This is a genomic window from Pareuzebyella sediminis (assembly GCF_008367235.1).
GTDB lineage: Bacteria > Bacteroidota > Bacteroidia > Flavobacteriales > Flavobacteriaceae > Pareuzebyella > Pareuzebyella sediminis.
In genome coordinates, this window is sequence record NZ_VTZS01000001.1 from 506598 (window position 1) to 530520 (window position 23923).

The 23923-nt window shown below is 40.2% G+C and carries 21 protein-coding genes; 8 read left to right on the forward strand and 13 right to left on the reverse strand.

The window, feature by feature from the left end; genetic code table 11:
• Positions 1-138: 138 nt before the first annotated feature.
• Positions 139-1026, forward strand: a complete 888-nt coding sequence (locus tag F2B13_RS02015; RefSeq protein WP_149275568.1) for a hypothetical protein — start codon at positions 139-141, stop codon at positions 1024-1026.
• Positions 1027-1107: 81 nt separating this feature from the next.
• On the opposite strand, the gene fumC is transcribed toward F2B13_RS02015, so the two are convergent.
• A complete protein-coding gene (fumC, locus tag F2B13_RS02020) occupies positions 1108-2505 on the reverse strand; it encodes a class II fumarate hydratase (RefSeq protein ID WP_149275569.1) in 1398 nt (465 codons plus the stop codon).
• A 163-nt stretch (positions 2506-2668) separates the two neighbouring features.
• Here fumC and F2B13_RS02025 point away from each other — a divergent pair, with 163 nt between their 5' ends.
• Entirely contained in the window at positions 2669-2848 is a 180-nt protein-coding gene (locus F2B13_RS02025; protein WP_149275570.1) for a hypothetical protein, read from the forward strand.
• A 78-nt stretch (positions 2849-2926) separates the two neighbouring features.
• On the opposite strand, the gene F2B13_RS02030 is transcribed toward F2B13_RS02025, so the two are convergent.
• The 7 genes from F2B13_RS02030 to F2B13_RS02060 all read right to left on the reverse strand — a co-directional run bounded on the left by F2B13_RS02030 (position 2927) and on the right by F2B13_RS02060 (position 11236).
• Positions 2927-5422: a TonB-dependent receptor domain-containing protein gene (locus F2B13_RS02030; RefSeq protein ID WP_149275571.1), complete on the reverse strand. Its 2496-nt coding sequence runs from the start codon at positions 5420-5422 to the stop codon at positions 2927-2929.
• Positions 5423-5424: 2 nt separating this feature from the next.
• A complete protein-coding gene (locus tag F2B13_RS02035; protein ID WP_149275572.1) occupies positions 5425-5940 on the reverse strand; it encodes a hypothetical protein in 516 nt (171 codons plus the stop codon).
• A gap of 194 nt (positions 5941-6134) precedes the next feature.
• On the reverse strand, positions 6135-6479 hold the full coding sequence (gene arsC, locus F2B13_RS02040; RefSeq protein WP_149275573.1) for an arsenate reductase (glutaredoxin): 345 nt from the start codon (positions 6477-6479) through the stop codon (positions 6135-6137).
• 88 nt (positions 6480-6567) lie between these two features.
• Positions 6568-7669 (reverse strand): peptide chain release factor 2 gene (prfB, locus tag F2B13_RS02045; protein ID WP_149275574.1). Its coding sequence is split into 2 segments (ribosomal slippage): positions 6568-7602 and positions 7604-7669, totalling 1101 coding nucleotides; the frame shifts between segments, so codons are not numbered across the junction.
• A gap of 130 nt (positions 7670-7799) precedes the next feature.
• On the reverse strand, positions 7800-8654 hold the full coding sequence (locus F2B13_RS02050) for a transglutaminase-like domain-containing protein (protein ID WP_149275575.1): 855 nt from the start codon (positions 8652-8654) through the stop codon (positions 7800-7802).
• A gap of 45 nt (positions 8655-8699) precedes the next feature.
• Positions 8700-9647 carry an alpha-E domain-containing protein gene (locus F2B13_RS02055; RefSeq protein ID WP_149275576.1) on the reverse strand — a complete coding sequence of 316 codons (948 nt, stop codon included), beginning with the start codon at positions 9645-9647 and terminating at the stop codon, positions 8700-8702.
• 125 nt (positions 9648-9772) lie between these two features.
• Positions 9773-11236, reverse strand: coding sequence for a circularly permuted type 2 ATP-grasp protein (locus F2B13_RS02060; RefSeq protein ID WP_149302935.1), 1464 nt, complete (start codon positions 11234-11236; stop codon positions 9773-9775).
• A 191-nt stretch (positions 11237-11427) separates the two neighbouring features.
• Between F2B13_RS02060 and F2B13_RS02065 the strand changes: the two genes are divergently transcribed.
• Together F2B13_RS02065 and F2B13_RS02070 are read left to right on the forward strand one after the other, a co-directional pair.
• On the forward strand, positions 11428-13821 hold the full coding sequence (locus F2B13_RS02065) for a zinc-dependent metalloprotease (protein WP_149302937.1): 2394 nt from the start codon (positions 11428-11430) through the stop codon (positions 13819-13821).
• A 58-nt stretch (positions 13822-13879) separates the two neighbouring features.
• The gene (locus tag F2B13_RS02070; RefSeq protein ID WP_149275579.1) at positions 13880-14902 is read left to right on the forward strand and encodes a threonine aldolase family protein; all 1023 of its coding nucleotides are present in this window, start codon (positions 13880-13882) and stop codon (positions 14900-14902) included.
• A gap of 12 nt (positions 14903-14914) precedes the next feature.
• Here the strand turns inward: F2B13_RS02070 and F2B13_RS02075 are convergent, their stop codons facing one another.
• The 3 genes from F2B13_RS02075 to F2B13_RS02085 form a co-directional block, all read right to left on the reverse strand.
• On the reverse strand, positions 14915-15220 hold the full coding sequence (locus F2B13_RS02075) for a YegP family protein (RefSeq protein ID WP_149275580.1): 306 nt from the start codon (positions 15218-15220) through the stop codon (positions 14915-14917).
• Positions 15221-15348: 128 nt separating this feature from the next.
• A complete protein-coding gene (locus F2B13_RS02080) occupies positions 15349-15804 on the reverse strand; it encodes a thioredoxin family protein (RefSeq protein ID WP_149275581.1) in 456 nt (151 codons plus the stop codon).
• Between the two features lie 57 nt (positions 15805-15861).
• A complete protein-coding gene (locus tag F2B13_RS02085) occupies positions 15862-16191 on the reverse strand; it encodes a YbaB/EbfC family nucleoid-associated protein (protein ID WP_149275582.1) in 330 nt (109 codons plus the stop codon).
• A gap of 144 nt (positions 16192-16335) precedes the next feature.
• Between F2B13_RS02085 and F2B13_RS02090 the strand changes: the two genes are divergently transcribed.
• The 3 genes from F2B13_RS02090 (at position 16336) to F2B13_RS02100 (ending at position 20907) form a co-directional block, all read left to right on the forward strand.
• A complete protein-coding gene (locus tag F2B13_RS02090) occupies positions 16336-18396 on the forward strand; it encodes a S9 family peptidase (RefSeq protein WP_232622977.1) in 2061 nt (686 codons plus the stop codon).
• 81 nt (positions 18397-18477) lie between these two features.
• Positions 18478-19521 (forward strand): PLP-dependent cysteine synthase family protein, encoded by a 1044-nt coding sequence (locus tag F2B13_RS02095; protein ID WP_149302939.1) that lies wholly within the window; start codon positions 18478-18480, stop codon positions 19519-19521.
• 126 nt (positions 19522-19647) lie between these two features.
• A complete protein-coding gene (locus F2B13_RS02100) occupies positions 19648-20907 on the forward strand; it encodes an aminotransferase class I/II-fold pyridoxal phosphate-dependent enzyme (protein WP_149275585.1) in 1260 nt (419 codons plus the stop codon).
• A 279-nt stretch (positions 20908-21186) separates the two neighbouring features.
• Here F2B13_RS02100 and F2B13_RS02105 read toward each other — a convergent pair whose 3' ends face one another.
• Together F2B13_RS02105 and F2B13_RS02110 are read right to left on the reverse strand one after the other, a co-directional pair.
• Positions 21187-22314 carry a GNAT family N-acetyltransferase gene (locus F2B13_RS02105; RefSeq protein ID WP_149302941.1) on the reverse strand — a complete coding sequence of 376 codons (1128 nt, stop codon included), beginning with the start codon at positions 22312-22314 and terminating at the stop codon, positions 21187-21189.
• Positions 22315-22406: 92 nt separating this feature from the next.
• A complete protein-coding gene (locus tag F2B13_RS02110) occupies positions 22407-23438 on the reverse strand; it encodes a transporter (protein ID WP_149302943.1) in 1032 nt (343 codons plus the stop codon).
• Positions 23439-23631: 193 nt separating this feature from the next.
• On the opposite strand from F2B13_RS02110, the gene F2B13_RS02115 reads away from it, so the two are divergent.
• Entirely contained in the window at positions 23632-23898 is a 267-nt protein-coding gene (locus tag F2B13_RS02115) for a DUF4834 family protein (protein WP_149275588.1), read from the forward strand.
• Positions 23899-23923: the final 25 nt, after the last annotated feature.

The window sequence follows — 23923 nt, forward strand, 5'->3', positions numbered from 1 at the left end:
TGAAGATAGGGTGAAATCATCGATTTTTTTATAACGCTAAACATTTATTTTTTTTAGCCAAAAAATCTAAAAGGAAAATCTTATCGTATATACAGGGATACAAACAAACACATTCTTTAAGAAATTAATTTAAACATTATGACTGAAACAAAAAGTAATAACGGATTAAAAGTACTTGCGGGCTTGTTAGGTGTGGTGCTTTTAGGTACTATTATTTATACCGTGAGTCTTTATCAAGACAAGAAGAAGAACGAAGCGATACTTACACAGGAAAAAGAATTGGTCGTTGAAGACTTGAACAGCCTAAAGTCAGAATATGATAAGGCTATTTTAGAGAGCAATGCGACCAATGAAGAATTGGTTACGGCCAGGGACAATATCGCCAAGTATATCGATTCTGTTAAATCAATGAAAGCCGATATAGCTTCTTTATCGCGATACAGAAGGCAAGTGAGTGTTCTAAAGCAAGAAAGGGAGCAATTACTTAAGCAAGTTGACTCGCTACAGAAATCGAACACTTTAATTGCTATGCAGCGTGATAGCACATATTCTGAACTCGAAAAGCAGACTATCTTTAATGACTCTTTGGTAGTACAGAATACGCAATTGGCTGATGTGGTCGAAAAAGGTTCGGCCTTGAATCTTTCAAAATTCAATGTAGACGCCGTGAAAGAACGCAATAGTGGTAAAATGGTTTCTACCTCTAGGGCTAAAAGAACGGACAAGTTTAAAATTTGCTTTACAGTAGCTGACAATGTTATTGCCGAGGCGGGGGATAGGGAATTTTTTGTGGAAGTACTTGACCCACAGGGAAATGTGCTAGGCGAAAGCTATACCAAAACAAATGATTCAGGAGCTTCAATTACTTACAGCAAAGGAACTAGCTTTTATTATGAGAATAAAGCCTTAGACGTATGTGATTATATTAATAAGCCTGCTGGAGATTTCCAGGATGGTAACTATATGGTCAACGTTTATGATGACGGATTGAAATTGTTGGGAACTTCAAAATTCACTTTGAAATAATTCTGAAACACTATCCATTTTTATATAAAAAGGGGCGATCCAAATTTTGGATCGTCCCTTTTTTTAATGGTCTCTTTTTCTTTATTTAAGGCTTCCTACCATGTCTTCCGGCCTTACCCAATCATCATATTCTTCGCCGGTCACATAGCCTAAATTAATGGCTTCTTCCCTTAAGGTCGTACCATTTTTGTGAGCGGTATTCGCTATTTCAGCGGCTTTGTAATATCCAATTTTGGTATTTAAGGCAGTCACCAGCATTAAGGAATTATTGAGCAAATGTGTAATGACTTCATGATTGGGTTCTATACCGGCCGCACAATGAATATCAAAACTTACACAGGCATCACCTATTAGTTGGGCAGATTGTAGAATATTCGCTGCCATTAGTGGTTTAAAAACATTGAGTTCATAATGTCCTTGTGTCCCACCCACCGAAATAGCTATATCATTACCCATGACCTGTGCGCAAACCATGGTCATGGCCTCACATTGCGTCGGATTAACTTTTCCGGGCATAATTGAACTGCCAGGTTCGTTTGCAGGAATCGTAATTTCTCCAATTCCAGATCTTGGCCCTGAAGCCATCATGCGAATATCGTTTGCAATTTTATTAAGGGAAACAGCAAGCTGCTTCAAGGCTCCATGACTTTCAACTATAGCATCGTGCGCCGCTAAGGCCTCAAATTTATTTTCGGCGGTACGAAAGGGAAGCCCCGTAAACTCAGCGATATATTTTGCAACCAGTACGTCGTAACCTTCAGGGGTATTGAGGCCGGTTCCTACGGCGGTACCGCCCAACGCTAGTTCGGCCAAGTGGTCTAAAGTGTTGTTCAAGGCTCTCATACCGTGGTCAAGTTGCGAAACATAACCCGAAAACTCTTGACCCAAGGTCAACGGAGTTGCATCCATAAGGTGCGTTCTTCCTATTTTTACGACGTTTTTAAACTCCTTCGATTTTTTGTCGAGGGTATCACGTAACTGTTGGATACCTGGTAGGGTAGTTTCTACAATTTTCTTGTAGGCCGCAATATGCATTCCCGTAGGAAAGGTATCGTTCGACGATTGTGATTTGTTCACGTCATCATTGGGTTGAATGGTTTTCTCACCTTCGCCAATTTTTTTCCCGGTAAGTTCATGAGCCCGGTTCGCAATAACCTCATTGACGTTCATGTTACTTTGGGTGCCTGAACCGGTCTGCCAGATTACCAAAGGAAATTGGTCATCATGTTTGCCTTGCAGAATTTCTTCGCAAACCGTGGCGATCAAGTCTCTTTTTTCAACGGATAAAACCCCGAGTTCGTGGTTGGCATAAGCCGCGGCCTTTTTCAAATAGGCAAAACCATATACCACGGCCAAGGGCATAGAAGCCGAAGGCCCAATTTTAAAATTATTACGTGAACGTTCCGTTTGGGCACCCCAGTATTTATCGGCAGGCACTTGTACTTCGCCCATCGTATCCTTTTCTATTCTAAAGCTCATTGTATTACGATTTTCGTGTATAACAAAGGTAGGGTATAGCCCATTTATTTAGAAGATTGCACACTAAAATTTTAACAAACTCATAATCTTCCTTTTTTTTTACACTACAATTTGCAATTATCGTTGTTTTCAAAGTATCTTTATCCCATCAAAATAGTAAAGAATGGATTTTGAATTTGACCAGTATCTCGGATTTTTAGCCTTTTTGACCATCTTGACGATTGGCTTTTGGCTTATGATATTTTTATTAACCTTTGTAGTGCCTTACTGGCTAGGTGGAAACATCATGGAGTTGTACAAGGAGTGGAGAGATAAAAAGCGGGCAAAACGAAGCGAAAACTAAATAAAGCACATAAAAAAGGGGCGGTGATTTCACCGCCCCTTTTCATTTTCTTCGGCTCAACCCTATTTTATTTTAGGTCTACCCTTCCATTTCGCCGCCGCCATCGTCATCACCACCACCATTTCCTCCACGGCCTCGACCTCTTTCTTTAGGTTGGTTGAACCTATACATGAATGAAAAAGTGAAGGTTCTTTGGCGCCATTGAAATTCACTTCTTGAAGTAAAGAACTCGGTTTCGGTAAACGATTGCCTTTTTCTTGAATTGAAAACATCACTGACATTCAACGATATGGTACCGTTGTCTTTCAAAATATCTTTGCTAAAAGCTAGATTCAGTGAAAAAATACCTTTGCTCTCGGTCTGTGCATTTTGCCTAGGACCGCCATAAAAGGCATTGGTCTGCCACTCTATCTTTTCAGGAAGGGTAACCTTTGAACTAAATCGGGCAAACCAGCTTGTATTATCGACCCCATAATCGACCCCATTGAACGCCCCATCCTTTGAAAATTTGAAGATATTGAAGCTGCTGTTCAAACGAAGCCATTTTTTAGGATTATACAGGATGCCTGCCTCGGCCCCATAGCGGTTTTCAGTGGATAGGTTAATCGGTATAGATCTGATAATATCAATACCATCGATTGTCGTTTGACCGGTAGACTCCTGAACCCTTTCAAAAGCATCCGTCTCACGTTGATAATAAATCGACGAGGTGAGGGTCAATTTATCCCAACGTTTAAGATAACCTAAATCGAAGGTGTTTGAAAAAGCTGGATTAAGATCGGGGTTTCCTTGCCAAATATTCGTTCGGCTCGATCTAGAGGGGAAGGGATTGATAAACCAGCCTCGGGGCCTATTGATACGCCTATTGTATCCGAGGGAAACACTTTCCTTACCTTCTTCGGCTAGCTCATAGATTAAATTAAGTGTCGGGAAGAGCCCTAGATATCGTTTGTCAAAATTGATGTCAACGTCTACCCCGAAATCTTCTTCCAATTGGCTAGTGTCAAATTCAGAATCGATCTGGCCTTTTAGCTGTGTACTTTCTAACCTTAAGCCTAAAAGGAAGGAAAATTTTCCAAACTTATTACCGTATTGGGTATACAAGGCGTGTACGTTTTCGTCATAGGTGAATTTATTGGTCAGGTTTTCATTCACCTCAAATTGCCCTGTCGATTGGTTCAGGGAATCTAATTGATAATCGGTTATTTCTTGTTCAAAAGTACCTCTATATCCCGCCTCAAATTGGGCGTCTTCCATCGGAAGCACGTAATCGGCTTGTATTAAATACTCGTTCTGTATTTCATTCTCATATACGTTTTCCAAAGCCAGCAGGGCATTGTCAGGTAAGTTACGTGTTTCGTCGATGAGCGAGTTCTTAACTTCGTCTCCTTTGGAATATTGAAAGTCGGCCGTCAATTTATGACCGTCGTCGTCGAAATTATTGATGTAATTTAACGAGACTTGATAGCTTTGATCGTCTTCATTCTCGTCTTCTTCTCGAAATGTTCTACTACTGAGATCGGCCCCGTTAAATCTTTGAATAGTGTTCTCCGTTACATCATTGTCTTTAGAGGTACGGTAGAAAATACTTCCGGTCAAGGACGAGTTTTCGTTGAAAAAATATTCCATACCCAAATTAGTATTGAAGCCTTTATCTAGACGATTATAAAGACGGTCTTCGATAACCCTGTCGAAACTTCCGGAGTTATAGGTATTATCGTAAAATGCATTTCCTGGCGCATCGCGGTACCGATAGCCCGAAGTATTGAAAATGTTGAACTTATCTGTACGCAGATTGATGTTCGTTGTTATGCCACCATTGGTTGGATATCCTAAGTAAGTGTTGACAGAACCGTTGAAACCCAATGTTTTTTCCTTCTTTAAGATGATGTTCAGAATACCGGCGGTACCTTCTGCATCATAACGGGCGGAGGGACTTGTAATGACTTCGACTTTTTCTATGGCATCTGCGGGGAGTTGCCGCAAGGCATCGGTAGACCCAAATCCTGCCAAAGCGGATGGTTTTCCGTTAATAAGTATGCGCACGTTCTCATTACCCCTTAGGCTAATAGCCCCTTCAACATCAACATTTACAGAGGGTACATTGTTCAAGGCATCGCTAATCGTAGCGCCACTTGTAGTTAAATCCTTTCCGATGTTATAAATTTTCTTGTCTAAGCGCACCTCAACCGTAGTCTTTTCCCCAACAACTTCTACCCCCTCTAGTTCGGCGGCCGAAATGGCTAAGGAAACCGTACCTACATCTGTAGATTCGTTAAAGGTCTTTTGCTTGATTTTGAAGGTTCGATAACCAATGTACTCGATACTGGCGTTGTACTCGCCTGGAGGTGTTTCCACGGCAAACTTACCGTTCATATCGGTAATTCCACCATTTACTTTTGACGGGTCGCTAATGCTTTGCAGTACTAAGGTAGCATATTCCAAGGGTTGTCCGGTCTCCTTGTCTAAAACTGTTCCACTTATCGTTATGGGTTCGCTCGTTTGGCTTTGTGGTCTTTGGGCAACTATTTTTATTGAAAGTAATAAAAAGGCAATTAGGAACAGTTTTCTCATTATTAGTCTTTAGGTTTCTTTTGTTTTTTGCTTTTCCGTTTTTTTTCTTTCTTCTTTTCTTTTTGCGTTTTTTGAACACCTTTTTTCTGCATTTCTACAAAAGCTTCATACTTATCCAAAGGAAGGCCCGCTTTGAGTTCTTCGTCTTGTTGAAGGGTGATTTTCTCCATACCCTCTCGCATCTGCTCTGGCGTAAGCTCTAGTATTTGCATTTCAATGCGCTTCTGCAGATATTTTTTAAGAACCGAGCTCAATACAGCTGCCTCAAACTCATTAAGTTCTATAGCCTCCGTAATTTTTGGCATCTCTTCGTCGACAATTTGTTCGGCCGTTTTAGGTTCTGGCTCCTTGGGTGTGGATTGAACCTGTGGAATGGTATTTCTAGGTCTCCCATAACCACCACCATAGCCATAACCCCCACCACCATAACCATAGCCTCTGCCATATTGGGCTTGAATTTCAGCCATTGAAAATAGTACAGTACATAAAAGAAGAACGTAATTGATATAGTTTTTCATGACGATATCGGTTTATTTGATTTTAAAAGATACATAAGGTTTAATCGAGTTTGGTTAAAGCTTTGTTAAATCGATTTTGGGATGGAAATAACCATTTGCCAGAGCTCAAAATACAGCTAAGACTTAGCTTAAGGTCGTTGGTTTTTTTAGAGAAGACGATTAAAGATACGAACAAGAAGAAATCATTTTTTCATTTATTCCAGAATTTCTTTGACACGTTCGGTTGGTCTTCCTATTACGGCTTGGTTCCCCTTAATCACTATCGGCCGCTCTATTAATTTCGGATGGGCTACCATCGCATCTACGATTTCTTCACCTGACAAGAGCCGCCCTCTGTAATTTTCTTTCCAAACGGCTTCATTTTTACGAACTAGCATTTCTGGGGTAATGCCAAGGCACGAAATGATATTTCTCAGTTCAGCTTTAGAAGGAACCTCTTCCAAATATTTTATGATTTCATAGTCTTTGCCCGAGCTTTCAAGCAAGTTTAGAGCTTCTCTTGACTTTTTACATCTTGGGTTATGATAGATTTTGATCACTATACACAGAATTTATAAATTATTTTTTTTAATCGGCACCGACTCCTCTTGATTAATGCTCGGGAAACTGGCAATATATCATTAATCATCATTCTTCTTCCTTTTGCCCCATCATCATTAAAAATGCCTTTAAAAACGAATCGATGTCGCCATCCATAACGGCGTCAACGTTGCCGGTCTCTTGTCCCGTTCGCACATCTTTTACCAATTTGTAAGGATGCATCACATAGTTTCGGATCTGGGAACCCCATTCGATTTTCATTTTGGAGGATTCTATTTCCTCCCTGGCTTCCATTTTCTTCCGTAGTTCAATTTCATAAAGTTGCGATTTCAACATTTTTAATGCGGTCGCCCTATTGTCATGCTGGCTTCGTGAATCGGAACATGATATTTGGATACCAGTAGGATGGTGTACAAGTTGCACCTTCGTTTCCACCTTGTTCACATTTTGCCCGCCGGCACCACTTGACCGAGCCGTTGTAACCGTGATATCTGCTGGGTTGATATCGATTTCAATACTGTCATCGACAAGAGGATATACATAAACGGAAACAAAAGAGGTATGTCTTTTCGCATTACTATCGAAAGGAGATATTCGAACCAAACGATGCACACCATTTTCTCCTTTCAGCCATCCAAAGGCAAATTCACCATCAATTTCGAGTGTCACGGTCTTTATGCCCGCAACATCGCCTTCTTGATAATTGAGTTCTTTTACCTTATAACCATTCTTTTCTGCCCACATGAGATACATACGCATCAGCATTGAAGCCCAGTCACAGCTTTCTGTGCCACCTGCACCAGCAGTAATCTGGAGAACGGCCGGTAGTTCATCGCCCTCTTCGGACAACATATTCTTGAACTCTAAATTTTCAATTCGCTGTAACGCTTTATCGTATTGAACCTCGACTTCTTCTTCATCTACCTCGCCTTCTTCCTGAAACTCCAAAAGAACCTCCAGATCGCCCACCAGGGTTTTGGCAGCATTGTAGTCATCGACCCATTGTTTTTTGGATTGAATAAACTTCATATGTGCTTGAGCAGTTTGGGGATCGTCCCAGAAGTCGGGAGCAAGGGTTTTCTCTTGCTCGTTCTCTATTTCTATAAGTTTCGCATCGATGTCAAAGATACCTCCTTAACGCACCAAGGCGATCTTGAAGACCTTTAAACAGATCTGTTGTGATTGTCATTCTTTATAAATTTTGGCAAAAATAATATTCTTTTTTGGGAATAATCTTTTTCTACAGCACTGAATATTTGAGTTTTATCGCAGGGCCTTTTATCAGGCTATCCTTTTGCCGTTTCAAATTTGTGAATTGTTTATTGATCGGTACTTTGAACCTCCACAGAGTGTCTGGTTTTGTTGGTTCCTATGGAATATACGATGCCTTTCAGGGCGGAACAGTCCTTGAAGTCTTTTCCATGGGCTACCTTAATATGATTGCTATTGGCCAATATATTATTCGTAGGGTCGAAACCTACCCAACCAATTTTGGGAATATAGGCCTCCGCCCAAGCATGCATTTGAGAATCACCGAAATAACCGTTACCCTGGTGTAGATACCCTGAAATATACCTGGTAGGGATGCCATTTAGCCTTGCCAACGCGCAAAATAGATGAGTGAAATCTTGGCAAACCCCTTGACGTTTTTGAAGAACCTCGTCCAAAGTCGAGTAGACATCGGTAACGTCCGTTTTAAATAGTAGATGCTCTGAGGTCCATCGGTTCAAGTGCTGAAGGTTTTCAAAAATAGAATATTCCTTGTTAAAGGTGTATAGATTCAATTTTTTCGACGGAACGGCAGTAAATGGTGTGGTTTTTAGAAAAATGGCGTGATTTACCCTAAATTCGAGTGCTTCGATAGTTTTGTAGGCTGCCTCATGATCTTGTTCAGGCTCAAAATCGAAAGGGTTAATATCTTTTTTAAGCAATTTAAAACGAGCAATAAAAGAAATAGACTTGAATTTTTTTTTGGGGTGTATCCGAATGGTTTGAAACCCGTAACCATTAATGGAGTGTTCGTTAATAGCATTTATCGAATTTCTGAAATCGACTTCAACAAATTCTTGACTTCTATTAAGTTGAGGGATTATTAAAAATTGCCAGTACGCATCATGTACCCAGTTTTCATATGTATTTTCGGCCTTGTAGGTAATAGAATATTCTAACGACATGTAAACTCAAAATCTAACCCTAAAGGTACTGCTTCTCGCCGTCTTTCAATAATTAAAAAACTCCTTTTCCATTTTCTCACTTATCTCCGATAGACTTTTAAGTATGTTTTCGATAAAGGTTTGTATATCCTGTTCGATTTCCCTGATAAATTTGTATTCATACTCAGCTCGCACCTTGCCCACCAAGAATGCCGTCGATTCTTTATTATATTTTTTACTAGGGTCTAAGACTTTGATATGTTTATATACCTGGTTAAGACTATTCATTACTGATCTCGGGCAATTTGGGTTTAAGATCAAAAACTCCAAAGTCGAAATGCTGGTAGGGGTTTTTTTATAAAATCTACGCATCATATCGTAAGATTCGGCACATTTGAGAAGGGTAGTCCATTCAAAGCTATTGCCGAAGGTATCCCCATAACTACCTTGCGCCTCTAGTGCATCGTTGTATTTGGCGTTTATAATACGTATGATTTGCATGGCTCTTTCGATATTGAGGCCCATCATAATGATGGCGTAAATCTCATCATGCAACAATGTTCCGCGCATTTTTCCACGTAAAATTGCGGTCATTTCGGTAACATTGACCGTGAAGTCATAAAGCCCACTTTTTTTGTAGGTTTCTACATTGTAGTTACAAACAAAATGATAGAATTTGTTGATGGACTCATAAAGTTCGGTTGAAATCAAATCTCGTGCGCTATTGGCGTTTTCGCGTGCAGCTTTGACATTGTTTAATATTGAGAATGAATAATCGGGGTCAAGTCCAATTTTATAGAGAATTTCTCCTTCGTTCAGGTTAACGGAGCTATCGTTCTCTGGGTCGCCTATCATAAAGAGCATGGACCGCAAAACAAACTGCCTAGACTGCGACAATTCGTTGGGTGCGTCAAGTGATGAAAAATAATTCACGTTGAGGTATCGTGCTATGTGTTCGGAGCGTTCAATATAACGCCCCATCCAAAAAAGATTATTGGCTACCCTTGCAAGCATATGTTCAATTTATATTAATTATTTATGTTCTTTTCTTAAAAACAAATCAGAAAGTGGTGGTAGTTAGCGTTTCGATGCTGCTCTAAAGACCATGGTGTAATATCAAATCCATGGTAACGAAAAACCTATTCCTTCAAGACCCATGTATCTTTCGAACCTCCACCTTGGGAAGAGTTTACCACCAAATTTCCTTTTTTTAGGGCAACCCTTGTTAATCCTCCTTTTAGTACAAACTCCCTGTCCTTTCCTAAAATGGTAAATGTTCTAAGATCTATATGGCGTTGTTCAAACGACTCACTGTCATCGATATACGTCGGGTGCACCGACAACGACATAATGGGTTGTGCTACGTATTTCCTCGGATTTTCCTTAACCTGTTTCCTCACGGTTTCAATCTCATCCCGAGTGAGTCGGTTTCCAATAGAAATACCATAACCTCCAGCTTCGTCAACAGGTTTAATGACCAGCTTTTCAACATTTTCTACAACGTATTTCAACTCGTCCGGTCTGCTACAATGGTAGGTGTGAACATTATTCAAAATTGGTTCCTCATCGAGGTAATACTTTATGATTTCAGGCATATAGGTGTATACCGCTTTGTCATCGGCAACGCCCGTACCTGGCGCATTGGCCAAGGTGACGTTTCCTTTTTTGTAAGCGGAGAAGAGGCCAGGTACGCCCAATGCCGAATCCGCTCTAAATTCCAAGGGGTCTATAAAGGCATCGTCGATCCTTCGATAGATAACATCTACTTTTTCAGGCCCACGAATGGTTTTCATATACACAAAATCGTTTTCTACGAAGAGATCTCTACCCTCTACCAATTCAACCCCCATAGTTTTTGCGAGATAAGAGTGTTCATAAAATGCGGAATTATACATTCCGGGAGTTATTACCACCACGTTCGGTGAATCAACACCTTTTGGTTTTACCGTCTCCAAAAGTTCGAGAAGATTTTCGGCGTAATTTGTTACGGTATGGGTCTGATAATGATTAAAAACTCCGAAAAGAGCCCTTTTCAATGCAGTTCTATTGCAAATTACATAACTTACTCCAGAAGGGCATCTTATATTGTCTTCCAATACATAATATTGACCATCATTGTGTTTGATAATATCGGTACCCGAAATATGGTTATAAATACCGCCAGGAGGATCGACCCCGATCATTTGATCGAGATAATTGACCGAAGAATTTATAAGATCGATAGGAACAATGCCCTGTTTTAGTATTTTTTTATCGTGATAAATGTCCCACAAAAAACTATTAAGTGCTTTACTACGCTGAATTGAGCCGTTCTCAATTACTTTCCATTCCTGTGGGTCGATAATTCTCGGAAACAAATCAAAGGGAAAAATCTTTTCTTTAGTTTCGTTCTCCCCATACACTTGAAATGTAATTCCTTGATTAAAAAAAGATGCCTTGGCCTTATCGTTCAATTTGACATAGTCATTGATCGAATGCTCACCGTAAAGTTTAAAAAGTTTAGCATACACATCTTTTACTTCACCACCTTGGTCGAAAATTTCATCGAATAATAGGGGGTTTCTCTGGTACGATGAAAAGATTTGATTTTCGATATTTTCCATACAAATTCGTTTCCCTTAATATACTTGATTTCATTTTATTTGAAGAGAGAATTTCAAAATAATCTTAACTCGGTTTTATCATTTCTATAAAAATGGAAGGCAATTATTACTGATTTTAATTTTTGCTTTTAATCGGGTGGATAGGAGATGAATAAGGTGTTTTTGTCTAAATTTAAATCCAAAATCGGCCTATGAAAAAGTTGGTAGTATTATTTTCTGCACTGTATTTTGTTCAAACCGTGCCCGCACAATTTGAAAAGGAAAGCGTGAACTTTTTAAAGTATGAAGGCTTTTTAGACTTTCAATATGATGAAAGCACCGATAAAATCTATCTTGAAATCGATGAATTGGAAAAAGAATTTTTATACGTCTATTCGCTTAGTAGCGGTATCGGAAGTAACGATATAGGTCTTGATAGGGGCCAGTTGGGTAACGAACAAATTGTGTATTTCGAGAAGGCCGGTAATAAGCTGCTTTTGGTGCAGCCCAACTTGAAATTCAGAGCCGTTTCCGACAACGCTTTGGAGCGTGCCTCTATTAAGGAAGCTTTTGCCCGCTCTGTTCTAGGTGGATTCGAAATTAAGTCCGAGCAAAATGGAACTTATATTATAGATATCACCGAATTTCTTCTTCGGGATGCCCATGAAGTAAGTAAACGTTTAAAAACAGCTGAACAGGGCAATTATAGTCTTGATAAAAATAGGAGTGCCATGAACCTAAATCGAACGAAGGCCTTTCCTAAAAATATTGAGTTCGATGTAACCCTTACTTTTTCGGGAGAGTCAAAAGGGGCTTGGATTAAATCTGTGGTACCCAATCCAGATATAGTAACCGTAAACCAGCACCATTCATTTGTAGCTCTACCTGACGAAAATTACCGAAAAAGGGTTTTCGACCCGAGATGCGGGTCCTATCCTTTCTCGTATTATGACTATGCGACACCTGTTTATGAGCCCGTCCTGAAACAATTTGTTACTCGGCATCGCCTAGAGAAAAAGAATCCCGAGCTTACTATGAGCGAAGCGGTGGAGCCTATCATATACTATCTTGACAATGGCACCCCTGAACCGATACGTTCTGCACTTTTAGATGGGGGGCGTTGGTGGAACGAGGCTTTTGAAGCGATTGGATATAGGAATGCATTTCAAGTAAAAATATTACCGGAAACAGCTGATCCTTTGGATGTGCGTTATAACGTAATTCAATGGGTTCATCGCTCGACAAGGGGATGGAGTTACGGTAGCAGTGTCACAGACCCAAGAACAGGTGAAATAATTAAAGGACATGTAAGCTTGGGAAGCCTTAGGATTCGACAGGATTTTCTCCTTGCACAAGGCTTGATGAACAAGCCTTTCAAAGATCGTGATGACAATCATGATGCGATGCTTGACATGGCCCTTGCACGCATTCGCCAGCTGTCGGCACACGAAATTGGTCATACGTTGGGCTTCGCGCACAATTTCGCGTCAAGTGCCAATGACCGTGCCTCGGTTATGGATTATCCACATCCTCAATTGCGGTTCAAGAAGGGCCAAATTGATTTTTCGCAGGCTTATGATAGTGGCATTGGTATGTGGGACAAGGTCATGGTCGCGTATTCATATGCCGATTTCCCCTCTGAAACCGATGAGCGAAAAGCACTGGATACTATATTACGAAATGCGTATGCAAAAGGACTTCGATATATCTCAGATCGTGATGCTAGGGCACATGGCGGGGCACATGCCCTTGCTCATTTGTGGGATAATGGTCTAAACGCCAGTTCGGAACTTGAAGAAGTTCTAAAGGTAAGAAATCACGCTATCGCTAATTTTTCCAGAGATAATATTCGTGATAGAGAATCCTTTTCTATTTTAGAAGACGTTTTTGTGCCGCTCTATTTTTTTCACCGCTATCAAACGGAGGCCGCAGCCAAGCTCATAGGTGGTCTTGATTACAATTATGCCGTTAAGGGCGACGGACAATTGACAGTAAAGGTAATCGATGCAAAGACCCAGCAAAAAGCTTTGGAAAGTATATTAAAGACGTTGCAGGCGGATCAAATTGCTGTTCCTGCGGATAAATTAGAGCTATTTCCTCCTAGGGCTATTGGCTACCCAAGAACCCGTGAGTCTTTCAAAGGAAAAACGGGCGTATCCTTTGATGCGCTATCAGCTCCTGAAACAGCGGCCGACATGACACTACGATTAGTCTTGCATCCTGAAAGAGCATCAAGGTTGATCCAACAAAAAAGTCTCCATGCCGATAATTTGGGTCTGAAGCAGGTATTAGATCAAGTAGTGGCGGCTACGATAGAACAAAAATTTAAAAACACGTACTTGAACGAAGTACAACAGGGCATCAATTTTAGGGTGCTCTTTCATCTTATGCATCTCGCTTCAAATGAAAACGTTCATGTTCAGGTAAACGCGATAGCCCATGACAAACTTAGGGAGCTACATAATTCGTTGGATAAAAGTAGCTCCGTCAATCGCGAAATATCAAGGCGTATTGATGATTTTCAAAAAGACCCCAAGGATTTTGATATTTTAGTACCCCCTCGTATGCCTGACGGATCTCCGATAGGAATGGATTGTTACTACTAATGTTACGTTTAATAGAATTTAATTGGAATCCTTCAAGAATTGTCAAAATTAATAGTAAATGGAAATAAACCTTATCAGTGATACCGTAACAAAACCCACTTCGGAAATGCTTGATGCCATGATGGCAGCAAAAGTAGGGGACGATGTTTTCAAAGCAGACCCTACGGTTAATGCGTTGGAAGAGAAGGTGGCTGAATTGTTCGGAAAGGAGGCGGCCTTGTATTTTCCATCGGGAACAATGACCAACCAAGCCGCTATCAAGCTCCACACGAATCCTGGAGATCAATTGATATGTGATAAATATGCCCATGTATACAATTACGAAGGGGGTGGGGTCAGTTTTAATAGCGGCGTATCTTGCAAACTAGTCGATGGTTACAGGGGTACTATGACCGCAGAGCAGGTTGAGCATGCCGTAAATCCGCCTGACTTTTACCATAGCCCTTTGACCTCATTGGTTTGCATTGAGAATACCACCAATAAGGGTGGGGGAGCCTGTTGGAATTTTCAGGAACTAGAGCGTATTAAATCGGTTTGCGAGAAACATAAGCTAGCCTACCATCTCGATGGAGCTCGATTATGGAACGCTTTAGTAGCTAAGAATGAAACAGCTCGACAATATGGAGCACTTTTTGACAGCATTAGTGTTTGCCTCAGCAAAGGTTTGGGCTGCCCCGTAGGCTCTGTATTGGTAGGGAACAAAGAATTGATAGGTAAAGCTTTGCGGATACGAAAAGTGTTGGGGGGAGGAATGCGACAGGCCGGTTTTTTGGCCGCGGCCGGCATTTATGCCTTGGACAACCATGTAGAAAGATTGGCTGAAGATCATAAAAGGGCACAGGAAATAGGGAAGATTTTAGAAATGCTTTCTTTAGTAAAGAAGATCGAACCGATTGAGACCAATATTATAATTTTTGAAATAGATGAACAAAAGACCAGCGAAACCGCCTTTTTGGAAAAGCTAAAGCAAAAAGGCGTACATATCATTGGAATGGGCCAAGGGAAACTCCGTATTGTTACGCATTTAGATTACACCGACCGTAAGCATGAGGCCTTTATTGGCCTCTTGAGAAAGTTATAAAGTATCTGGTTTTTAGAGTTTTGCAAATTGTTGCAGAAGGTTTTTGATACCATTCTCCAATCCCATTTCAGAATCATACAATTGACTATCGCCTAAGAGTTTGCCCTGTTTATCATATATATAGAACAAGAAGCGACCTTCGTGGTCCGTTTTTCGTTCAAATTGATTTCGGGTTATTTGCATTCCACGTAGGTCATTAACTGCTTGCTCGGCTTTCTGACGGGTCGAATATGGAATACTGTTGAACAGGATATTTCCGCTTTGCGCCTTTATATGGTAGCGGTAGCCGTTTGTTGAATCATGAAGTATCTCTATCACTTTGCTTTTTTCCTAAAAGATACAAAATTAGGTAGCATAGTAAATTGATGAATGGAAAATTTTAGAACCTGGTTTTACCATAGATAGGACAAAAATAACATGAGCATTTGGCTCGATAAAGGGCAAAATCAACGTTCTATATACTTATTGATCAATTTGGTATGTTTTTTAATGTTGCCGTTCATTGCATAGCCCGCTAATTCACCCAGTCTTTTTTCGTTTTCATCTATGATGACCAAGAAGGGAAATACCTTTTTATTATTCCAACGGGACATAAGTTTTTTATTGTGCAAGAGGAGGTCACTGGAAATAGAACCTCGCCTTCTAGGAAGGTCTACATAGAGTAAGACATAATTGTCGGCCTGATCTAAAAAAGCTGAGGTCTCAAAAAAATCCTTTTGTAGTATTTTGCACGGGGGGCACCAATCACTACCGGTAAAATAGATAAGCAGATTTTTATGCTCCGCTTTAGACGCTTCTAAAGCTGTGGCATAGTTGGTCAACCAATTAGATTTGCTGCTAGAAACCTCAATCTGACTCTGGCTTAATAGGGGAAGTAGCAGTAAAAACACTATTTTTTTCATCGCGTACAAGTTGGGTTTAGTCGCCCAAAGCGAATGGCTATGTGCCAAATTGAGCGCCTACTTTCCAAATAACGAATCTAGGCCAGGAATATTGGGCATACCTTCTTTGGCAACGGCAGCCAATTCGGTTTCATTGACTTGAGTAGCCCTTTCAATAGCCTTGTTTATGGTGATGACCAGATAATCTTCCAATTCTTCTTTATCTTCAAGAAGTCGATCGTCTATCTTGATTTCCTGCACTTTTCGGTTGGCGGTAATCGTTACCTTTACAAGGTCTTCCGTAGCTCTCTCTTCAATAGTGACAGTGTCCAACCTTTTTTTTGTGGCCTCCACTTTTTCTTGGGTTTCCTTAAGTTTCCCCATCATACCCATCATATCTCCGAACATAATATTCTTTTAAGATTAAAATACAAAAGTACTATTTTGCGAGACAAGATAAGAAGATAATGGAGTCACTCTTGACATAACAAATAGAGCCATGAATTTTCTATATCTTACTTTTGCACTTTTGTACCAATGCCAATACATACTATGAGCGAGATAACACCTCCTGTCGCAAAGAAAATACCCAAACGGTTAGAGCAACATGGTGACCTAAGAATTGATAATTATTACTGGATGAACGACAGGGAAAACCCTGAGGTAATAGCCCATCTCAAAGCTGAGAATGCCTATTATCAAGAATTAACAAAACATTCCCAAAATTTTCAAAGGGTTCTTTTCGAAGAGATGAAGGGACGAATTAAAGAAGATGATGCTTCGGTGCCCTATAAGAAGAATGGATACTGGTACATTACGAAGTATGAAACGGGGAAAGAATACCCTATTTACACCAGAAAACGAGAATCACTTAATGCCGAGGAAGAAATTATCTTTGATGGCAATGAAATGGCCAAAGGGCATGACTATTTTAATATCGGCGGAATAGCGATCAGCCCCGATAACAGGCTGGCAGCCTTTGGTGTCGATACCGTTTCAAGACGCCAATATACCCTTCGAATTAAAAATTTGATTACCGGTGAAATTTATGCAGATAAGATTGAAAACACTACAGGTGGCGCGGTTTGGGCCGATGATAATCGAACGCTTTTTTATACAAATAAGGATGAGGTAACCCTGAGGTCGGATAGAATTTTCAAGCATAAACTCCGTACCGATTCAAACGAAGACCAACTGGTTTTTAATGAAACAGACGACACCTTTAGCACTTTCGTGTATAAGACCAAATCGAGAAAATATATCATTATAGGTTCCCATAGTACGCTAACCTCGGAGTATCGTATCGTTGAGGCCGACCGGCCAGATAATGAATTTAAAATTTTTGCTGAACGTCAAAGAGGTGTAGAATATGGTATCTCCCATTATGGGAATCATTTCTATGTGCTTACCAATAAAGACGGTGCCACAAACTTTAAATTGATGCGGGTAGAATTGGAAAAAACAGGAGCGGAAAATTGGCAAGAGTTCATCCCGCACAGGGCAAATGTGTTGCTTGAAGACATTGACATTTTTAAGGAATACTATGTGCTATCAGAACGGGAAAATGGTCTAAATAGAATAAAAATAGAACGTTGGGACGAAAAAGAAAGTTACTATTTACCTTTTATAAGTGAAACCTATACCGCCGAAGTTGGACGGAATCCTGATTTTGACACTGAAATTTTAAGGTATACCTATAACTCGATGACCACCCCGAGTTCAGTAATTGATTTCAACATGCGCACGCGGGAAAAGGAGGTGAAGAAAGAGCAGGAAGTCTTGGGAGGTAAGTTCGATAAGACAAATTATATAGAAGAGCGACTATGGGCCACTGCCAGTGATGGGGTTCAAGTGCCATTGTCGGTTGTATATCATAAGTCTACTGCCCTTAATGCGAATACACCGCTCTTGCAATATGCATATGGTGCTTATGGGTATACCGTAGACCCCTATTTTTCTACAGTGCGCCTAAGCCTTCTTGATCGCGGTTTTGTCTATGCCATCGCCCATGTTCGAGGCGGGCAATATCTAGGAAGACCTTGGTATGAATCTGGTAAATTATTTCATAAGAAAAATACCTTCACCGATTTTATAGATTGCTCTAAATTTCTGATTCAAAAAGGGTATACAGCTCCGAACCATTTATATGCCATGGGTGGTTCGGCCGGAGGGCTTTTGATGGGAGCTGTTATGAATGCAGCACCACAATTATACAGGGGCGTTGTAGCCGCAGTGCCATTTGTTGATGTGGTAACCACTATGCTTGACGATACCATTCCATTGACTACGGGTGAATATGATGAATGGGGCAATCCGCATCACCAGAAAGATTATGAATATATAAAATCCTACTCTCCTTACGATCAGGTTATTGCCCAGGATTACCCCAATGTATTGGTAACTACCGGGCTACATGATTCTCAGGTACAATATTTTGAGCCTGCGAAGTGGGTAGCAAAACTCAGGGAGTTAAAAACAGATACTAATCCTTTATTGTTCGATATTAATATGGATGCTGGGCATGGGGGTGCTTCGGGCCGTTTTGAAGCCCTCAAAGAGGTGGCTAAGGAGTATGCCTTTTTACTTGATTTGGAAGGAAAAATAGACATATAGAAAAAAAATAGTAATTTTGTACTAGGAATAGTGTCGAAATAGAGAATTACTTCGGTACGCTTCCCAAACTAGATAGCCTTTATGGAACGAAAAATTTCAGCTTTTAACAGCATCCTAGAACTAATAGGTAATACTCCACTCGTTAAAATAAACAAAATTACCAAGAACTTTAAAGGTAATTTTTTTGCCAAAGTTGAATCATTTAATCCAGGTCACTCCTCAAAAGACCGCATCGCGATACATATCATAGAAGAGGCCGAAAGAAAAGGCATTTTAAAGAAAGGCAGTACCATTATCGAAACTACTTCCGGAAATACCGGCTTTAGTATAGCCATGGTAAGCATAATCAAAGGTTATGATTGTATCTTGGCGGTTAGTTCAAAATCCTCAAGTGATAAAATAGATATGTTGAGGGCTATGGGGGCCAAGGTATATGTATGTCCTGCCCATGTGAGTGCCGATGATCCAAGATCGTATTACGAAGTAGCCAAAAGATTGCACCAAGAAACGAAAGGTTCTATTTATATAAACCAGTATTTCAATGAGCTCAATATGGATGCCCATTATGCAAGTACGGGGCCTGAAATCTGGAAACAGACCAATGGTCAGATAACGCATTTGGTAGCATGTAGCGGCACAGGAGGTACTATCTCGGGCACGGCTAGGTTCTTAAAGGAGCAGAATCCGAACATAAAGATTATCGGTGTAGATGCTTATGGATCGGTTCTAAAAAAATATCATGAAACTGGAGAATTCGATGCCAAGGAAATTTATCCCTATCGTATCGAGGGGCTTGGTAAAAATCTGATTCCTGCCGCAACCGATTTTGAGGTAATCGATGAGTTTATCAAAGTAACCGATTCCGATAGCGCACATACGGCACGTGAAATTGCCAAAACCGAAGGGATTTTCGCAGGCTATACGAGTGGTGCTGTTATGCAGGCCATTAAACAGCTGAACGAAGAAAATAGGTTTAAAAAGGAGGATAATATTGTGGCGATTTTCCCAGATCACGGCTCGAGATATATGAGTAAAGTATATAGCGATGAATGGATGGAAAATCAGGGGTTTTTCGACACACAAGTCGTTGAGGAAACCCATAGGATACAGATTGTCAAGGAATAATTTTAAAGCGGTATTTCGTTAAAAAGCAGCGGTATGTAGAATCGTTGCTTTTTCTGTTTTACTGGATTTTTTTTATGAATGTTATCTTGAAAACCTTACTTTTACAGCCAAAACTAAGCAAACCGAATGCGAGATTTATTTGATAGAATTTTAGAAAATAAAGGCCCTCTAGGAAAATGGGCATCACAAGCTGAAGGATATTTTGTTTTCCCGAAATTGGAAGGCTCCATATCAAATCGAATGAAGTTTCAGGGAAAAGAAGTTATTACTTGGAGTATTAACGATTACCTAGGATTGGCCAATTTGCCCGAGGTGAAAAAAATTGACGGTGATGCCGCCGCTGAATATGGAGCAGCCTACCCTATGGGTGCCCGAATGATGAGTGGCCATACCGATTTCCATGAACAGCTGGAAAAAGAGCTTGCGAGATTTGTAAAAAAACAAGCTTCCTATCTTCTAAATTTTGGATATCAAGGTTTCATGTCGGTCATCGACGCTTTGGTGACCAAAGATGATATAATTGTCTACGATGTAGATGCGCATGCATGTATTATCGATGGTGTGCGATTGCATATGGGCAAACGATTTACCTTTCAGCATAACGATGTTGCTAGTCTTGAAAAAAACCTTGAGCGCGCCACAAAATTGGCAGATCAAACCGGAGGTGGTATTTTGGTGATTTCCGAAGGCGTTTTTGGTATGCGCGGAGAGCAAGGTAAACTGAAGGAAATCGTTGCGTTGAAAAGCAAGTATAATTTCCGTCTTTTGGTCGATGACGCCCACGGTTTTGGTACTTTGGGTAAAACTGGGGCAGGAACTGGTGAAGAACAGGGAGTGCAAGACGATATCGACGTGTATCTAGCCACTTTTGCCAAATCGATGGCCAGTATAGGAGCTTTCGTTGCGGCCGACCAAGAAATAATAGATTATTTAAAGTATAATCTTCGTTCACAAATGTTCGCCAAGTCGCTTCCGATGGTTTATGTTAAAGGTGCATTGAAAAGACTCGATATGCTCCGAAATATGCCCGAGCTCAAGGCCAAACTTTGGGAAAATGTAAATGCCCTTCAAAATGGACTAAAAAATAGAGGTTTTGATATTGGTGGAACCAATAGCTGTGTAACTCCTGTGTATCTTAATGGTAGTATACCCGAAGCCATGGCTTTAGTGAAGGATTTACGTGAAAATTACGGTATATTCTGTTCTATAGTTGTTTATCCCGTGATTCCTAAAGGGTTGATATTGTTACGTATGATTCCTACGGCGACCCATACCATGAAAGATATAGAAGAGACCCTTGATGCGTTTTCTGCTATTCGTGACCGATTGGAAAATGGTACCTACAAAAAATTGTCGGCAGCGGTTGCTGCTGCAATGGGAGAATAGTATTTGGTCAATAGCTACCAAACCATTAACCAAGTCAAACCAGTAGTTATAGGTTTCGAATCCGGTTCGTTTAAAAGTAGCAAAGACTTATCTTAATTTTCTTTGGAATTTATTAGCCCTTTTTCAATCAAGGTGACTTATTATCATCAGATTTTTTGTTTTTTCTGGTTTCCCCGGAAATGCGGTTCATGAATATGTTATCGAATTCTTTTTTTTACCGTTAGACGTTGATTAAAAGACGGCATTTGCCATTCGTCGCTTGACTAAGCGATTCATATCTTATTGTAGATCCATTCTAAAAGTACAGCGCTTTTTGTGTACCGTGGGCTGAACATGCTTCCAAATCTGTCGGGCTGCTAGGTTATCACTGAGCTCAGGGGTACGTATGCCTGTTTTTACGCCGCGTTTGGTAAAGGTCTCATAGTATTGATTGAAAATGATGGCGGTAACTCCTTTGTTTTGATAATCAGGATGTACTCCAATTAAATAAAAAATGGCACGATCGACTTTTTTTCGATTTTTTGCCCGCCACAAATGGTACCAGCCAAAAGGAAATAATTTCCCCTTTGCTTTCTGCAAGGCCCTGGCAAAAGACGGTAAGACTACAGCAAAGGCGATAAGTCTGTCATTTTCATCCACAACGAATTTAATGAACTCTGGGTCGACGAAATTGATGAATCTTTTTTTAATGTAGTCGCGTTGCGCTGGTGATATCGGAGCATACGATGCTAGTTTGGCATAGGTAAGGTCTAGAAGATCGAACATTGGATCGACGTATTCCAGTAGTTCCACTTTAGACGAAACATTTACTTCTTTAAGCGAAAACCTTTTCTTGACCAATTTATTGATTCTTAAGAAAAAAGACGGATCGGCATCCGATGTGGGCATGGTATTTTCGAAATACTCCTTTTCTTTTCTAAAGCCTAGGGCTTCGAAATGGGCCGCATAATAAGGGTGATTGTACCATGTAACCATAGTTCCAAGACTATCGAATCCTTCCGTTAACACGCCTACTTTGTCCAAGTTCGAGAATCCCATAGGGCCTTCAATATGGTCCATTTTATGGGTTTGGGCCATTTCAATGACCTTTTTCATTAACGATTTGGAAACTTCCGGGTCGTCAATAAAATCGCACCATCCAAACCGCATCTTTTTAATGTTCTGTCGTTCGAGCTCAAGCGTATTAATAATAGCCACGACCCGGCCTACAATTTTACCATTACTATAGGCTAGAAATAACCATGCACGCGCAGTTTTAAAAGCTGGGTTGTTTTCTTTATCAAAAGAAGCCATTTCGTCCGCCATGATTGGGGGTACCCAATTTGCAGATTTTTTGTAAAGTTCAAAGGGAAACTTCACGAACTCTCTGAGTTGTGATTTAGAACCTACTTCTTTAATCGTGACCATACTATTGTATTTGCAAGGTCAATATTAGGGATAAATAGGATTACATTAAAATTATACATCCCTTTTTAAAGTGGAAAAAGAACAAGGGACCATTAAAAATCAATGGTTCCGCTTTGGGAGTTTTTCTTTTGTTTTTTTGAAGTACCTAAATCAATATCTTCTGCCCCTTTACCTCTTCTTTTTCGCTTTTTCTTTTTTTTCTTCATGGTGTTTTTTCGAATTGCCCCTCCGTTTCCATTGGCGCTTTGGTCATCTATCGCCTTGAGGGTATCTTGATGAAAATCAAAACGGTAAGAAGCTCCTGCTGTTATGAAGATTCTGGTAGGCGTATTCTTAAAACTAGCTCCTAAATTGAAGTCAACCTGCAAATCATCCGTCAACAAATGAGCTACTCCTCCCCGCAGCAGAATGTCTGAATAGCGATCACTATTAATGCCCTGATTTTCGATGAAGGCGCTCCACTTCGGATTTCTAAAAGCATGGGAGAGCGAGACCAAATAGCTTAATTCGGGGAAATCAGTTGAAATACGGTCATAGGCAATGTTGGTTATCAACACGAAACGTGGGGTCAATTTACTCTGGGTAGCTACCATACCTCGATAAGAGACGGTAGGGTCGCCTACGTAAAACGGATTCTCACCTAGATTGAAGGTGGCCCCGCCGTAAATGGAAACCGACGGAATTAGATTTTTGAGCTGAAAAACATTATTTGCCCTCCAGCTATAAAGGTTTGGTTTATTGCGCTCTTCAGATTTGTAGCGATCGTAAATCAAAAATTTCAATCCCAATCTATTTCGTGAAAAATCGGTTAGATTTTCGGAAGACCCAAAATCCGTATACGTAATATTCTGGTTCTGAAACGTACCCTCATAATTTAGTTCCAATGTTTCGAATAAAAGTCCATAACGTAGCGAAAGATCTGTACCCCATATGGTACTTTGTGTGTTTCGGATCGCATGATCACTTTGTTCGTAAAAAACTCCGGCCTCTAGCTGTAACACATTTTTTCCAACCGCATAAGCGCTCACAGAGAGACCTGGGCGGTTTGAATTGATGACATCGGTATATTGTGAATGTATTGCCAAGGATATAAAAAATAGAGGCAGTAGCAGTGTATTTCTCATGTGTTTGCGTAGTGGTATAAAAGTATCCCCTATAGAAAATTTCAGATATTTTAAGTGTTTAAGCGTTATGAATAAAGCACCAAACCTTCTTCGATAGATACTGATATTGACCGATTTATCATTATTTTAGCATTTCAACCTTATCAATACAACGTTAGAATCGTATTTTTGATATAAATATTTCAAAAAAAGTATGGCCTTTTTCAAGACAATCTTAATCATATTACTGGTCTATTATCTGTTGAAAATCTTGGCCCGAATGTTCGCCCCTAAAATTTTCGGTTATGCCGCTAGAAAAACGCAAGAGCATTTCCGGGAGAAATTTGGGGAGTTCTCGCAACAACATCAAAATAATAGCCAAGAGCGTATAGACGATGTAATTATCAATAAGAAACCACCCAAAAAAAATTCTACCTCCGAAAAAGTTGGGGATTATATTGACTTCGAGGAAATTGATTGATTATTTTAGCCAAATCAACCGATAA